Origin of the sequence: Enterobacter sp. MGH 24 (assembly GCF_000493015.1) — a bacterium.
GTDB lineage: Bacteria > Pseudomonadota > Gammaproteobacteria > Enterobacterales > Enterobacteriaceae > Enterobacter.
Genome location: NZ_KI535657.1, coordinates 2,563,325 through 2,577,654 on the forward strand (window position 1 = coordinate 2,563,325; position 14,330 = coordinate 2,577,654).

A 14,330-nucleotide genomic window follows, 5' to 3' on the forward strand; every position below is an offset into this window, starting at 1 on the left:
ATTACTCGCTGACGGTCACGCTTGTAATCACAACGTCTTCTTTAGGAACGTCCTGGTGCATACCGCTGCGGCCAGTAGAGACGGCTTTGATCTTGTCAACCACGTCCATACCTTCAACCACTTCTGCGAATACGCAGTAGCCCCAACCCTGCAGGCTTTCGCCGGAGAAGTTCAGGAAGTCGTTGTCAGCCACGTTGATGAAGAACTGCGCGGTAGCAGAGTGAGGAGCCTGAGTACGCGCCATCGCCAGCGTGCCGCGGGTGTTTTTCAGGCCGTTGTTCGCTTCGTTTTTGATCGCTTCTTTGGTGGCTTTCTGGTTCATGCCAGGTTCGAAACCGCCGCCCTGGATCATAAAACCGTTGATCACGCGGTGGAAAATGGTGTTGTTGTAGAAACCTTCGCGGCAGTAGTCCAGGAAGTTTTTAACTGTTTCAGGCGCTTTGTCATCAAAGGTTTTGATTACGATATCGCCATGATTAGTGTGGAAAGTAACCATTTTTGCATCCTGTTCCGTTATTGTGGTACGTCGACCCGCGTTCGGGTCATCTATAGGGGCTTGTTATAGCATAACCACAGGATGCGATCACCTTGCATTGTGTGCTGCTTCGGGTTTGAATTACGGGTAGAATAGCCGGTTTTCAACCACACACGTGTTTACATGGAATCTTCGATGTTAAAAATCTTTAATACAATGACGCGCCAAAAAGAGGAATTTAAACCTATCCATGCCGGGGAAGTCGGCATGTACGTGTGTGGTATTACGGTTTACGATCTCTGTCACATTGGCCATGGCCGTACCTTTGTCGCCTTCGACGTGGTGTCACGCTACCTGCGTTTTCTGGGCTATACCCTGAAATACGTGCGTAATATCACCGACATCGACGATAAAATCATCAAGCGCGCTAATGAAAACGGCGAAAGCTTCGTTGCGCTGGTCGATCGCATGATCGTCGAAATGCACAAAGACTTCGACGCCCTGAATATTCAGCGCCCGGACAGCGAGCCGCGCGCGACCCACCATATTCACGAAATCATCGAGATCACCGAAAAGCTGATCGCACGCGGGCACGCCTACGTTGCGGACAACGGTGACGTGATGTTCTCGGTGCCAACGGACCCAACCTACGGTTCGCTTTCCCGTCAGGATCTTGACCAGCTCCAGGCCGGCGCGCGCGTTGACGTGGTTGACGTGAAGCGTAACCCGATGGACTTCGTGCTGTGGAAAATGTCCAAAGAGGGCGAACCAAGCTGGCCATCCCCGTGGGGCGAAGGCCGTCCGGGCTGGCACATTGAATGTTCCGCGATGAACTGCAAACAGCTGGGCAAGCACTTCGATATTCACGGCGGCGGTTCGGACCTGATGTTCCCGCACCACGAAAACGAAATCGCGCAGTCCACCTGCGCCCACGGCGGCGAGTACGTTAACTACTGGATGCACTCCGGGATGGTAATGGTTGACCGCGAGAAGATGTCTAAATCGCTGGGTAACTTCTTCACCGTGCGCGACGTGCTGAAGTATTACGACGCGGAAACCGTGCGCTACTTCCTGATGTCCGGCCACTATCGCAGCCAGCTTAACTACAGCGAAGAGAACCTGAAGCAGGCGCGCTCGGCGCTGGAGCGTCTGTACACCGCGCTGCGCGGGACCGACAGGTCTGTTCCTGCGGCAGGCGGCGAAGCGTTCGAAGCACGCTTTGTTGAGGTGATGAACGACGACTTCAACACCCCGGAAGCCTATTCCGTGCTGTTCGACATGGCGCGCGAAGTGAACCGCCTGAAGTCAGAAGATATGGCCGCGGCGAATGCGCTGGCGTCCCATCTGCGTAAGCTCTCCTCCGTGCTCGGCCTGCTGGAGCAGGATCCGGACGTATTCCTGCAGAGCGGTGCGCAGGCGGACGACGGCGAAGTGGCGGAAATTGAAGCGTTGATCAAAGCGCGTCTGGAAGCGCGTCAGGCGAAAGACTGGGCGGCGGCAGATGCGGCGCGTAACCGTCTGACCGAGATGGGCATCATTCTGGAAGATGGCCCGCAGGGAACCACCTGGCGCCGTAAGTAAGTCAGTAACGCCCGGTGGCGCTTACGCTTACCGGGCCTACTAACGACCGTAGGCCGGGTAAGGCGTAGCCGCCACCCGGCTTTCTTTTACCGCCGTCTCCACCACAACAATCCCATCAGCACGACTCCCGGCAGCCACACCCACAGCAGTTCTGAAATGATTACCTGATGCCCGTACGGCGTGGTGTAGCGTGACAGCGCAAACGGCGCGACCTTAATGACCTGCCACGGCGCAAAGAAGCGTTCATCAGACCATGGCCACAGCCAGCCGACGCCTTTCCCGCCTGTCGTTATTGAATCCAGCAGGCTGTGCGACAGCAATGACACGGTTAAAAACAGCCAGCACCGCGTCAGGCTGGCCCGGAACCATCGTCGTCCAGTCAGCACGCAAAGTATCGGCACCACAAAGGCGAACAGCAGGGAGTGGGTGAAGCCGCGATGGCCGAAAATATTGCCGTACGCGACGCCGAACTTGAACGCCAGCACGTCGGCATCCGGCAGCATGGCGAGGACAATTCCGGCAAACAGCAGGCGGGGAGGAATCACTTTGGTTCCCAGGCCTAAGCCCAGACAAAGCGGAACAGCAGCGTGAGTAATAACGGTAGGCATTGACATTATCCATGGCAAATCATGGAAATATAGCAGTAATCTCGCGCTAACAGACCTGTGCTAAATTCTGATTTTACGCCGACTCGCGCGCGATAAGCTGCCCGGAAAGCGTAATGCGCTGGGTTTGCAGCGTCGGCTCCTTCAGCGTGCGAATGATCAGCCCGGCAGCCTGACGTCCCGTTTCTTCGCTGGCGGACGAGACGTAGGTAAATGAGGGCGAGGTGAGGTTAACGTGCAGCATATCTTCGAAACCGACCAGCGCGACCTGCTGCGTCAAAAACACATCTTTACCCACCGTACGTCCTACCTGATGAATACCGGAGATGGAGCCGATCATGGCATCCGGCGAGTGGCAGAGCAGGGCGGTGATGGTATTGTTTTTTTCCAGCAGCTGGCGGGTGGCGAAACCCGCGGCAAGGGTGTCATCGCTACAGGCCGGAGAGTATTCATCGCGCCAGACCAGCCCGTTCTGCGTCATTGCGCTGCGAAAACCGAGCAGGCGCTGCTCGCGGATAAGGCAGCCTTCACGTCCGCCAATGTAGGCGATATTGCGATGGCCGCGCTCGATAAGATAACGCACCGCCAGACTGGCCGCCTGACGGTTGTCGCGCATCACCAGATTGCATTTTTCATCCAGCAGCGACTGAGAGACCACCACCAGCGGCAGCGGGCAGTGGCGAATGTGTTCCGGCAGGGTAGCGGTGCGGGTATCCGAGGCCAGATAGATAACCCCGGCGACGCCCTGCTGCTTAAACGACAGCAGGCAGCGCTCAAGATGGTCATAGTCGTTCTGAGGCTGACCGAGAAAAACCATATACCCCTGTTTTTCAAGATCCTGGACGATGCTCGCCATCACCTTGATGGAGAAACTGTCGCTAAAGTCACGGAGGATCAGGCCAATCAGATTGGACGTATTGGCACGGAGGTTGGCAGCGGCGACGTTATGAACATAGCCCAGCGTATTGATGGCAGCGTTGACCTTCTCGATCGTTGCCTCTGAGATTTTCCCTTTCTGGCGCAAAACCAGCGATACGGTTGAGACCGACACGCCCGCGTGCTTTGCGACATCAATAATGCTGACTTTCTTCAAAACCGCTCCCTGAAATTTGCCGATTATCAGCCAGATAAAACACGTCTCCCAGCGTACAGGAGACGTGTCGTTCAGGCATCTTATTATTTGCCGATCATGGTGGACATGGTCTGGGCGATAAACTGTGCTCTGGCACCGAAAATCACCTGAATACCGTTGTCCCCGACGAAGACTACGCCGCGCGCGCCGAGTCCGTTCAGGCCATCTTTATCAACCGCCTCGCTTTTTGCCACTTCCAGACGCAGACGGGTGATACAGGCGCCGACGGAGTCGATGTTATGCGCCCCGCCCAGCAGGGTGATGATCTCGGTCGCGAGTTCTGAATCAGACTTATCATCCGCGTTGGCGGTCACTTCAGTGCGGCCCGGCGTTTTCACGTCGAAACGACGGATCACAAAGCGGAACGTGAAGTAATAAATCAGGCCCATTGGAATGCCGATGATAATGGCATTCAGGAAGTTGGTCTTGTAACCGTTAAAGGACGGCAGGATCCCGAATGAGAGATAGTCGATAAAGCCCGCGGAGAACGACTTGGCGATATGCGCATGCAGCAGATACATGGTCATATAGGCCAGGCCCGCCATGATGGCGTTAAAGACGTACAGGATCGGCGCCACGAAGATAAAGGTAAACTCAACCGGTTCGGTGATCCCCGTCAGGAAGCAGGTCAGCGCCGCGGAGAACAGAATACCGGCCGCGATTTTCTTATTCTTCGTATGGGCTTCGTGATACATCGCCAGGCACGCTGCGGGCAGCGCGAACAGCATCAGCGGGAATTCCCCCTGCATGAACTTACCGGCGTTCTGGTAGGTGTCGCTGCTGAAGGATTTCACCCCTTCTTCCAGCATCTTGAACCAGATGGTCTGGTCGCCGTGGATCACCTGGCCCGCCTGGGTGGTGTAATCCCCGAACGAATACCAGAAGGACGGATACCAGATGTGGTGCAGGCCGAGCGGGATCAGCGCGCGCTCCACCAGACCGAAGATAAAGGTCGACGCCGCCTGATTATCGCCGTTCACCACCACGGAGAGGGCGTCGATACCGGCCTGAATATGCTGCCAGACGTACGGCAGCAGCAGCCCCATCAGGAACGAGAGGAACGCCGTTGCAATGGCCACGAAGCGCTTACCGGAGAAGAAGCCCAGGAATTCCGGGAGCTGCATGGTGTGGAAGCGGTTATAGCACCAGGCCGCGAGAATACCGCAGATCAGGCCGCCAAAGACGCCCATCTGCAGCGTCGGGATGCCGACCACCATGGCGTATTTCCCGCCCTGGGAGGCCATTTCCGGCGTGATGCTCAGCACGGTGCTGATGGTGATATTGGTGACAAACACCGAAACGGCCGCAGACAGCGCCGCAATACCGGATTCTGAGGCCAGGCCCACGGCGGAGCCAATGGCAAACAGCATCGGCAGGTTATCAAAAATAACCCCGCCCGCGTTCATCATCAGCGGCAGATGAAACTTATCGCCGAAGGCCAGCAGCAGGCCCGCAGCGGGAAGCAGTGAAATTGGCAGCATTAAGGCGCGACCAATCATCGATAACTTAGACAGCGATTTAACAAACCCTGATATCAGACTCATGCTGATTTCCCCCGAGTAGCGCTTTTTTTGGCGCTGTTATTGTAAGTAGAACGTTTTAGTAGAACGTTCTACTTATCGTGGGCAAAGAGTGAAAAACGCGCAACTGAATTTTCACGTTTCAACAGATGAAATAGTGATTATTTGAAGTTGATCGATAAATAACCGTGATGGGTGTAAGGGGATGGTGAGAGAAATTGCCGGGTGGCGGCTTCGCCTTACCCGGCCTACAAACGGAGAGAGTACGTAGGCCCGGTAAGCGCAGCGCCACCGGGCATCAGACGGCTCAGGCCGTAACGGTTACGCTCTGGCCTTCAAAGCTCACGGTCTGCCCCGCGACAATCTTGCAGCGCTTGCGCGTTTCCACCACGCCGTCGACTTTCACCAGCCCGTCGGCGATAACGATTTTCGCCTGCGCGCCGCTTTCGCTCCAGCCTTCCAGCTTCAGCAGATCGCACAGCTCTACGTGCGGGTGTTTGCCTAATGAAAATGTGGCCATCTTATGCTTCCTCTACGTCGTGGTACTCTTCGCATGCCTGCAAAGTATTCTGAATCAGTGTTGCCACGGTCATCGGGCCTACGCCACCCGGAACCGGCGTGATGTATGAGGCACGCGCCGCGGCGTCTTCGTACACCACGTCGCCGACCACTTTGCCGCTTTCCAGGCGGTTGATGCCCACGTCCACAACAATCGCCCCCTCTTTAATCCACTCGCCCGGAATAAAGCCCGGCTTGCCGACCGCGACGATCAGCAGATCGGCGTTCTCGACGTGGTGACGCAGGTTTTTGGTGAAGCGGTGGGTCACGGTGGTGGTGCAGCCGGCCAGCAGCAGCTCCATGCTCATCGGACGGCCCACGATGTTGGAGGCACCAATCACCACGGCGTTCAGACCGTAGGTGTCGATGTTATAGCGCTCCAGCAGCGTCACAATCCCGCGCGGCGTACACGGGCGCAGACGCGGCGCGCGCTGGCACAGGCGGCCAACGTTGTACGGATGGAAACCGTCCACGTCTTTATCCGGCGCGATACGCTCCAGCACCTTCACGTTGTCGATACCCGCCGGCAGCGGCAGCTGAACCAGAATACCGTCGATCTCTTTATCGGCATTCAGGGTGTCAATAAGTTCCAGCAGCTCTGCTTCGCTGGTGGTTTCCGGCAAATCGTAAGAGCGGGAGACGAAGCCCACCTCTTCACACGCTTTGCGCTTGCTGCCGACATAAATCTGCGATGCCGGGTTGCTGCCAACCAGCACAACGGCCAGCCCGGGGGCGCGAAATCCTGCCGCTTTACGCGCCTTCACTTTTTCCGCGACCTCAGAGCGCACCTGCTGCGCAATCGTTTTACCGTCAATAATCTTTGCTGCCATCAGAGAGAAGATTCCGTCTGTAACGTTTGAAAGGGGGGATGGCGTGTATTTTGTCAGAAGCGAGCGTCGCTGTCAGTCACCCTTTACGCGTTTTTATCAGTGAGACGCAAAAACCCTTCTTAGGGGATGGTCAATTTCTTAGGTGGGATTAGGATGTGACCTGGCGAAATGGCAGCGTTTTGACATATTTAAAAACTGCGTCCTGAGCTACTTTGTCTCCTCCGAAATAAGCTTTCAATTACCCAATTGAACGTATTTCTTATTCCCGATTATTCGCGGGAAGGGTTATTTACATTTTAAAGGAATAGACATGAAACTCAGCAACATTGCTTCTACTGTTATTGCTACTTTGGCCCTGGTTGCAGGTGCCGCAAATGCAGCAGATCCTGCTACGCCGGTTTCCGTAAATGGCGGGACCGTACATTTTAAAGGTGAGCTGGTTAATGCTGCTTGTTCAGTAAATACTGATTCTTCCGAGCAGACCGTTAATCTGGGTCAGTATCGCACCGCGAAATTTACCAAAGTGGGCGACACCACCTCTAATATTCCATTCAACATTGAACTGAATGATTGCGATCCGCTGGTTGCCAAAACTGCCGCCGTTGCGTTTACCGGTCAGATCGACCCAACCGACAAAACCCTGCTGGCAGTGACCTCCGGTAGCAACGACAACACCGCGAAAGGCGTGGGTATTGAGATCCTCGACAGCAAATCCAGCGTTCTGACCCCAGACGGTGCGACCTTCTCTGCGGCGCAGACGCTGATCGAAGGGACCAACACCCTGAAGTTCACCGCGCGTTATAAATCAACGGCTGCCACCACTGAGCCGGGCCAGGCTAACGCTGACGCCACCTTCGTAATGAAATACGAGTAATTCCTCCGCACAGGGATGTTCAGGCCTCACGGATGAGGCCCGTCATACGCAAATGCCAGGAACGAAGGATGACAAGGACTGGAACACTACTGCTGTTAACCCTTGCGATGGCTTGCCCGGCATCGGCACATACCGTGGTGATCGAAGGTGGCAAGGTTCATCTCCGGGGAGAACTGGTGAACGGCGGCTGCGCCGTGGCCCCCGACAGCCAGAACATGCGCATCGACATGGGGCAGTACCGAACCAATTCATTTTCCGGTGTGGGCAGTTTTTCCACCGTGAATGTGCCCTTCACCGTGCGGCTGCTGGACTGCAGCGTTGATGTTTCGCGCACCGTGGGGATCCAGTTTCAGGGCGTCACACCCGCAGAGGATCCGCAGGTCTTTCTGGCGACATCGCGGCCGGGTGAAACACCTGTCAGCAGCGGCGTTGGGCTGGCCCTCTTTGACGAACAGCAGCGTCAGATTATCCCGAATGCCACGGCCGTCAGCTGGCTGCCGATCGATACCCACGAGCTCGCGTTCCATTTTAGCGCCCGCTATCGGGCTATTTCCGAACACCTCGAGCCAGGCAAAATTCAGTCGGATGTCTGGTTTACGTTGATTTATCCATAACACCTGCGAACACATTATTAAAGGTACGGTTGTGATGAATACCCAAATTAAACCAGGACTTTTTTTATCGTTTATTTTGATGATGGTTTCTGCCTGCGCAAATGCGTCCGGCGGTATTGCGCTGGGGGCCACGCGCGTTATTTATCCGGCAGAGGCGAAGCAAACGTCGCTGGCGATCACCAACAGCAACAAACAGGAACGCTATTTAATTAACGCGTGGATCGAAAATGCAAGCGGGCAAAAAGAAAAAACCTTTGCCGTGACTCCGCCCCTGTTTGTTAGCGAGCCGAACAGTGAAAACACGCTGCGTATTATTTACGCCGGGCCGGCACTGCCTGCCGATCGCGAATCGCTCTTTTACATGAACGTGAAGGCGATCCCGTCAGTGAACAAAGCGAAAACCGAAAACAATAACGTGCTGCAGCTGGCGATCCTCTCGCGCATCAAGCTCTTTGTGCGCCCCAACAATCTGGCGATGCAGCCGGAAGAGGCGCTTTCCCAACTGCGGTTTGAGCGCGCGGGTAACCATCTCAAAGTCAGCAACGCTTCCCCGTACTACATCACCCTCGTCAATCTGAAGCTGGGCGGGCAGACGCTGGATAATCTGATGGTTGCGCCGAAAAGCTCGGCTCAGCAGGTGCTGCCAGCCGGTGCCGGCGGTACGCTTTCCTGGCAGAGCGTGAATGACTACGGTGCCATCACCCCGGCGCGTAGCGTCAACCTGTGAGCAGAGTCAGGGCGATGAAAAACCACCAGAGACGTTACTGCCCGATTGCACTGGCGCTGATGGCTGCGCTCTGGCCGCAGGCTGGCTGGAGCGAAAGTTATTTCAACCCGGCCTTTTTGTCCGACGACGCCGCCAGCGTGGCGGATTTGTCGCGCTTTGAACAAGGACACCAGCAGGCACCCGGCGTTTATCGCGTGGATATCTGGCGTAACGATGAGTTTATCGGAACCCAGGACGTGCGTTTTGAGCAGGCCGAAAACACGCCGCCGGTGGCAGGCGGTTTATCGGCGTGCATTACGCGCGCGATGCTCGATCGCTTTGGCGTCAACGTCGCGGCGTTTCCCGAGCTGGCTAAGGTGCAGGGCGAGACCTGCGTTCCGTTGACCACGGCCATACCCGGCAGCGAAACGGTATTCAACTTTGCCTCCCAGCGTCTGGACGTCAGCCTGCCGCAGGTGGCGTTGCAAAACAGCGCCCGGGGCTACATTCCGCCCGAACAGTGGGATGAAGGCATTCCCGCCGCGCTGGTGAACTACAGCTTCACCGGTAACCGGGGAAGCGAAGACGACAGCTATTACCTCAACCTGCAGAGCGGGTTGAACTATGGCGCCTGGCGTTTACGTAACAACGGCGCGTGGCGGTACACGCAGAATAACGGGCAGCGGCACAGCGAGTGGCAGAATATTGGCACCTGGGCGCAGCGCACCGTCATCCCGCTTAAAAGCGAACTGGTGCTGGGCGACAGCAATACCGGAAATGACGTCTTCGACAGCGTCGGTTTTCGCGGCGGGCGGCTCTTCTCGTCCGACAGCATGTATCCGGACAGCCTTCAGGGCTACGCGCCGACCGTGCGCGGGATCGCCCGTACGCCTGCCAAAGTGGTGGTTCGCCAGAATGGCTACGTGATCTATCAAAGCTACGTCCAGCCGGGCGCATTTGCCATTACCGATCTTAACCCGACCTCCTCAAGCGGTGACCTGGAAGTCACGGTCGAAGAGAAAGACGGCACCCAGCAGCGTTATACCGTACCGTACTCCACCGTGCCGCTCCTGCAGCGTGAAGGGCGCTGGAAGTACGACCTCGTCGCGGGGGATTACCGCAGCGGTAACAGCGATCAGGATACGCCGTTCTTCACTCAGGGCACCCTGATTACCGGTCTTGCCAACGGTTACACGCTATACGGCGGTACGCAGCTGGCGTCACGCTATACCGCGGTGGCCGTCGGGGCCGGGAAAAACCTGGGGGACTGGGGGGCGGTCTCGCTCGATATTACCCACGCCCACAGCCAGCTCGCGGACGACAGCAAGCATGAAGGGCAGTCTCTGCGCTTCCTCTATGCAAAATCCCTTAACGGCTTCGGCACCAACTTCCAGCTGCTGGGCTATCGCTACTCCACAAAAGGGTTTTACACCCTCGACGATGTCGCCTGGCGCTCAATGGAGGGCTATCAGTATGCCGATAGCCAGAACGACAGCGATGTGCCGGACGTGCAGAGCTACCACAACCTGACGTGGAATAAAAAAGGCCGCTTCCAGCTCAACGTTTCTCAGTCGCTGGGGGACTACGGCTCGGTCTATATCTCCGGTAGCGAGCAGACCTACTGGGGAACGGACGAGACGAATCTCTGGTACCAGCTGGGCTACGCGGGAGGCGTGAAGGGAATCAACTACTCCGTCTCGTGGTCGTGGAACAAATCCGTCGGGATAGACGGTACCGATCGGATCGCGTCATTTAACGTTTCCGTGCCGTTCAGTCTCTTTACCCGTCAGGGCTATCGCCGGGACAGCGCGATTGACCGCGCCTACGCGACGGCATCCGCCAGTCGAAACAGCGATGGTGACACAAGCTGGCAAACCGGCGTCAGCGGAACGCTGCTGGAGGACCGCAACCTGAACTACAGCGTGACCCAGGGACACGCCAGCAACAATGGCTCAAGCGGAAGCGCCAGCGCCAACTGGCAGGCGACCTACGGCACGCTGGGCGTAGGCTACAACTACTCCCGCGATCAGCACGATCTCAACTGGCAGCTCTCCGGCGGGGTGGTCGGCCACGCCGACGGCGTGACCTTTAGCCAGCCGCTTGGCGACACCAACGTGCTGATCAAAGCACCAGGGGCATCAGGCGTCAGTATTGAAAACCAGACCGGCGTGAAAACCGACTGGCGAGGCTACGCGGTGATGCCGTATGCCACCGTCTACCGCTACAACCGCGTGGCGCTGGATACCAACACCATGAGCAACAACACCGATATCGAAAACAACGTGAGCAGCGTGGTGCCGACCAAAGGCGCGCTGGTGCGCGCCAGCTTTGATACCCGCATTGGCGTGCGCGCCCTGCTGACGGTGATGCGCGGCAACCAGCCGGTGCCGTTCGGCGCGGTGGTGCGTGAGACCAAAAGCGGCGTCACCAGCATGGTGGGGGATGACGGACAAATATACCTGAGTGGGCTGCCGCTGGAAGGCGAACTGCTGATCCAGTGGGGCGACGGGGCGCAGTCCCAGTGTCGCGCGCACTATCGCTTGTCGCCTGAAAGTCAGAACCAGGCCATTACTATGGCAGGGGCAAGCTGTGATCGTTAATGAGGTTCCAAAGATGCGCATTTTACGCAACGTAATGAGCTTTGCGCTGCTATGCAGCGCGATGCCTGCATGGGCAACGGTTTGCCAGAACTCCACTGGCGTGGCGAAGGATATCTCCTACGATCTCTCAAACGTTTTTAACAGCTCCAATAACAAACCGGGGCAAATTGTGACCCTTGCGCAGAAGTCCGGGCTGGTCGGCGTAAATGCTATCTGCCCCAAAGGAACGAGCGGGAAGTCCACGATGCGTAGTTACGTCACCAGTCTGCCGATAACGACGGTGATTGATAGCTATAAGTATGTGAAGCTGAATGACTACCTTGATGGCGCAATGCAGATCCATGATGACTTCGCGGGTACGTTCTACCCGCCAGCCAACTATATCCAGATGGGGCAGCACCCGAACGTTCCGAATAACAAGGCGTTTCCGGTTACCGACTCGAAGCTGGTCTTCCGCCTGAGAGTCACCCGGCGGTTTATCAATATGGTGGTGATCCCTCAGCAAACCATGTTCCGGGTGTATGTGACGACCACGTCATCTGACCCACTGAATACGCCGGTGTATACCATCAGCTATAGCGGTACCATTCAGGTTCCACAAAGCTGCGCGATAAATGCCGGGCAGGTGGTGGAGTTCGATTTTGGCGATATCGGTGCATCGTTGTTTAGCCAGGCGGGTGCCGGTAATCGCCCTCAGAAAGTCTCACCGCAAAGTAAAACCATTGCCATCAAGTGTACGAACGTGGAGGCCAACGCTTATCTGACGATGCGCATCGAGGCGGAAAAAGTCACTGGCAATGCGTTGGTTTCCGATAACCCGGATCTTGGATTTGTGGTAGCGAACGATAGCGGTACCCCTCTGACGCCTAACAACCTGAACAGCAAAATACCGTTCCGCCTGGACGATAGCGCGCAGGCGCAGGTAGCAATTCGGGTATGGCCGGTGAGCATTACCGGGAATAAACCCGCAGAAGGGCGTTTCACCTCTCGCGGCTATCTTCGCGTGGATTACGATTAAGGGGGAATGATGCGGAACTGGAAATGGCATTGCGCTGCGTTGGCCCTGGCGATGTTTCAGGCAAACGCGTGGTCAGCCACTGCACTTGGCGAGATCAATATTCAGATGTCCGGCAACATCGTCGATTTTACCTGCGTTGCCGAGGGCAGCGACAGCGACAAGACCGTCACGCTGGGCACCTGGCCCACGAAACAGCTCAGCACCACCGGGAGCCGCACGCAGCCCATGCCGTTTACGCTGAAGCTGACCGGCTGCCCGCCGGGCGCGGCGTCCATTACGTTTTCGGGGAAAGCCGACGGGAGCAATAGCGGCTTGCTGGCGCTGAATGACGCCAGTACAGCAAGTCATGTCGCGGTGGAGATCAGGGATGCGGATAAAACGCGTCTGGCTCTCCAGCAGGCCAGCCAGCCGGTCTCGGTTGATGCTCAGGGGAATGCGATTCTGTCGTTTTATGCCAATTATATTGCCACTGCCGATAACCCTCAGCCCGGCCGTGCCGATGCGGATGCCACCTTCATGATTAACTATAATTAGCACTGACCGCACTCCCTGCAGCTCAGATAAACTGCAGGGAGTGAATTCAGGTTATAGCAGCTCGTGGGCTTTGGCGTAATCAATTAATTCCACGATGCTTTGCACGCCCAGCTTGGAATAAATATTGGATTTATGCGCGCTAATGGTCTTGTTGCTTAATAGCAGCTGTTCAGCAATTTCCTTGTTGGATAATCCATTCGCCAGATACCGTAATACCGTCACCTCGCGATTCGATAATGGCATATCCACCGCCATCCCTTTCCCTGAACCCAAATGGTTTATAAAGTTCAGCGTTTCCGATGGGAAAAAAGAATAGCCCATCAGGATCATTTCTACGGCGTTGTAGATCTCCCCTAAATCTTTTCGTTTACTGACGAAGCCATTTGCCCCGGCGCGAATAGCGCGACCCGCGTAAAATAACTCTGATTTAGACGAGAGGAACAGAACCTTAATGTCTTTGTTTAAGTTTCTGATTCTCTTAAGTAAAGCGAAAGCATCCGTGCCCGTGAGTTCAATGTCAAGGATCACCAGATCGATAGGGTGATTGCGGATACAGTCAAGGACTTCATGGCTATCGCCAGACTTGAGCTTGACTATGATATTCTTATTTTTCTGTAGCAGGACTTCTATCGACATTCTGACGATAGGATGTTCGTCCATAATGATAACGGATGCCGGTTTCATTTTTAATGCCTCAGATTGTTAAAAGCGTTATGCAGAGTTTGGTAAAACTCTCGAAATGCCGGAAGGATATAAAGTGCAGATCCCTATACCGTAGTATTTCCCTGGAAAGAGCGAAAGCATCCTTGTTTACGTAATGAAAAGAACTATGCCTCAGCGCGGTCATCTCATTAGGCTGGTGTTGGCAAAAAGGTTTTTCTTATTCATATTTGATACGCATCTTATTATACAGGGTAAGTTTTTTCCGAAAACCCTGTAAATTAATATGAGGGTATTGGTTTGTATTATCTTCTGGATCTGAATCGCTATTTTTTTAAAATTAGCGGAAATATCCTGTTATCTCATTTACCGCATATTTTCATCTTTATGTAATAACAAAAAATAACAGATATCTCTGTATGTTGATTAATTGTTAACAAAAATACACCTCTTTTAAAGGGGCTAACCCACAAAAGTGAGGTTAAAAATTGCCCTCGCAGGCCGTCAAACCTTCATCTGAAAGTGCTACCGCCGATCCGGATAACGGCATCTGTCGTACAGGAGAACATGCTGTCCGCTTCGCTTTTTACTCCTGGCAGTTGTCGCTAAGCTGCTTGTTTTTA

Annotated in this window: 14 protein-coding genes; 7 read left to right on the top strand and 7 right to left on the bottom strand. The window is 55.3% G+C overall.

Annotated elements, in window-relative coordinates:
- Nucleotide 1: 1 nt before the first annotated feature.
- A complete protein-coding gene (ppiB, locus tag L370_RS09860) occupies nt 2-496 on the bottom strand; it encodes a peptidylprolyl isomerase B (protein ID WP_023334762.1) in 495 nt (164 codons plus the stop codon).
- Between the two features lie 174 nt (nt 497-670).
- Between ppiB and cysS the strand changes: the two genes are divergently transcribed.
- On the top strand, nt 671-2,056 hold the full coding sequence (gene cysS / locus L370_RS09855; RefSeq protein ID WP_023334763.1) for a cysteine--tRNA ligase: 1,386 nt from the start codon (nt 671-673) through the stop codon (nt 2,054-2,056).
- Nucleotides 2,057-2,142: 86 nt separating this feature from the next.
- On the opposite strand, the gene L370_RS09850 is transcribed toward cysS, so the two are convergent.
- The 5 genes from L370_RS09850 to folD all read right to left on the bottom strand — a co-directional run bounded on the left by L370_RS09850 (nt 2,143) and on the right by folD (nt 6,701).
- A complete protein-coding gene (locus L370_RS09850) occupies nt 2,143-2,664 on the bottom strand; it encodes a metal-dependent hydrolase (RefSeq protein WP_023334764.1) in 522 nt (173 codons plus the stop codon).
- Between the two features lie 73 nt (nt 2,665-2,737).
- Nucleotides 2,738-3,754 carry a Mal regulon transcriptional regulator MalI gene (gene malI, locus L370_RS09845; protein WP_023334765.1) on the bottom strand — a complete coding sequence of 339 codons (1,017 nt, stop codon included), beginning with the start codon at nt 3,752-3,754 and terminating at the stop codon, nt 2,738-2,740.
- A gap of 83 nt (nt 3,755-3,837) precedes the next feature.
- The gene (locus L370_RS09840) at nt 3,838-5,337 is read right to left on the bottom strand and encodes a PTS transporter subunit EIIC (protein WP_023334766.1); all 1,500 of its coding nucleotides are present in this window, start codon (nt 5,335-5,337) and stop codon (nt 3,838-3,840) included.
- A gap of 283 nt (nt 5,338-5,620) precedes the next feature.
- Nucleotides 5,621-5,833: a ribosome-associated protein YbcJ gene (gene ybcJ / locus L370_RS09835; protein ID WP_023334767.1), complete on the bottom strand. Its 213-nt coding sequence runs from the start codon at nt 5,831-5,833 to the stop codon at nt 5,621-5,623.
- A gap of 1 nt (nt 5,834) precedes the next feature.
- Nucleotides 5,835-6,701: a bifunctional methylenetetrahydrofolate dehydrogenase/methenyltetrahydrofolate cyclohydrolase FolD gene (folD, locus tag L370_RS09830; protein ID WP_023334768.1), complete on the bottom strand. Its 867-nt coding sequence runs from the start codon at nt 6,699-6,701 to the stop codon at nt 5,835-5,837.
- A 310-nt stretch (nt 6,702-7,011) separates the two neighbouring features.
- Between folD and fimA the strand changes: the two genes are divergently transcribed.
- From fimA to sfmF, 6 genes are all read left to right on the top strand, one after another.
- A complete protein-coding gene (gene fimA / locus L370_RS09825) occupies nt 7,012-7,575 on the top strand; it encodes a type 1 fimbrial major subunit FimA (RefSeq protein WP_023334769.1) in 564 nt (187 codons plus the stop codon).
- A gap of 68 nt (nt 7,576-7,643) precedes the next feature.
- A complete protein-coding gene (gene fimI / locus L370_RS09820) occupies nt 7,644-8,189 on the top strand; it encodes a type 1 fimbrial protein subunit FimI (RefSeq protein WP_023334770.1) in 546 nt (181 codons plus the stop codon).
- Nucleotides 8,190-8,223: 34 nt separating this feature from the next.
- Nucleotides 8,224-8,916, top strand: coding sequence for a type 1 fimbria chaperone FimC (gene fimC, locus L370_RS09815; protein ID WP_023334771.1), 693 nt, complete (start codon nt 8,224-8,226; stop codon nt 8,914-8,916).
- A gap of 14 nt (nt 8,917-8,930) precedes the next feature.
- Nucleotides 8,931-11,495, top strand: a complete 2,565-nt coding sequence (locus tag L370_RS09810; protein ID WP_023334772.1) for a fimbrial biogenesis usher protein — start codon at nt 8,931-8,933, stop codon at nt 11,493-11,495.
- A gap of 13 nt (nt 11,496-11,508) precedes the next feature.
- Entirely contained in the window at nt 11,509-12,513 is a 1,005-nt protein-coding gene (gene fimH, locus L370_RS09805; protein WP_023334773.1) for a type 1 fimbria D-mannose specific adhesin FimH, read from the top strand.
- A gap of 9 nt (nt 12,514-12,522) precedes the next feature.
- The gene (sfmF, locus tag L370_RS09800) at nt 12,523-13,047 is read left to right on the top strand and encodes a fimbria assembly protein (RefSeq protein WP_023334774.1); all 525 of its coding nucleotides are present in this window, start codon (nt 12,523-12,525) and stop codon (nt 13,045-13,047) included.
- Nucleotides 13,048-13,098: 51 nt separating this feature from the next.
- Here the strand turns inward: sfmF and fimZ are convergent, their stop codons facing one another.
- Nucleotides 13,099-13,731, bottom strand: coding sequence for a fimbria biosynthesis transcriptional regulator FimZ (gene fimZ / locus L370_RS09795; RefSeq protein ID WP_023334775.1), 633 nt, complete (start codon nt 13,729-13,731; stop codon nt 13,099-13,101).
- Nucleotides 13,732-14,330: the final 599 nt, after the last annotated feature.

Excerpts from the sequence above, each read along its gene's own strand:
- L370_RS09840 (WP_023334766.1), bottom strand. The coding sequence starts at position 5,337 with ATGAGTCTGATATCAGGGTTTGTTAAATCGCTGTCTAAGTTATCGATG.
- fimC (WP_023334771.1), top strand. The coding sequence starts at position 8,224 with ATGAATACCCAAATTAAACCAGGACTTTTTTTATCGTTTATTTTGATG.
- fimH (WP_023334773.1), top strand. The coding sequence starts at position 11,509 with ATGCGCATTTTACGCAACGTAATGAGCTTTGCGCTGCTATGCAGCGCG.
- fimI (WP_023334770.1), top strand. The coding sequence starts at position 7,644 with ATGACAAGGACTGGAACACTACTGCTGTTAACCCTTGCGATGGCTTGC.
- ybcJ (WP_023334767.1), bottom strand. The coding sequence starts at position 5,833 with ATGGCCACATTTTCATTAGGCAAACACCCGCACGTAGAGCTGTGCGAT.
- fimZ (WP_023334775.1), bottom strand. The coding sequence starts at position 13,731 with ATGAAACCGGCATCCGTTATCATTATGGACGAACATCCTATCGTCAGA.
- sfmF (WP_023334774.1), top strand. The coding sequence starts at position 12,523 with ATGCGGAACTGGAAATGGCATTGCGCTGCGTTGGCCCTGGCGATGTTT.
- L370_RS09850 (WP_023334764.1), bottom strand. The coding sequence starts at position 2,664 with ATGCCTACCGTTATTACTCACGCTGCTGTTCCGCTTTGTCTGGGCTTA.
- folD (WP_023334768.1), bottom strand. The coding sequence starts at position 6,701 with ATGGCAGCAAAGATTATTGACGGTAAAACGATTGCGCAGCAGGTGCGC.
- fimA (WP_023334769.1), top strand. The coding sequence starts at position 7,012 with ATGAAACTCAGCAACATTGCTTCTACTGTTATTGCTACTTTGGCCCTG.
- L370_RS09810 (WP_023334772.1), top strand. The coding sequence starts at position 8,931 with ATGAAAAACCACCAGAGACGTTACTGCCCGATTGCACTGGCGCTGATG.
- ppiB (WP_023334762.1), bottom strand. The coding sequence starts at position 496 with ATGGTTACTTTCCACACTAATCATGGCGATATCGTAATCAAAACCTTT.
- cysS (WP_023334763.1), top strand. The coding sequence starts at position 671 with ATGTTAAAAATCTTTAATACAATGACGCGCCAAAAAGAGGAATTTAAA.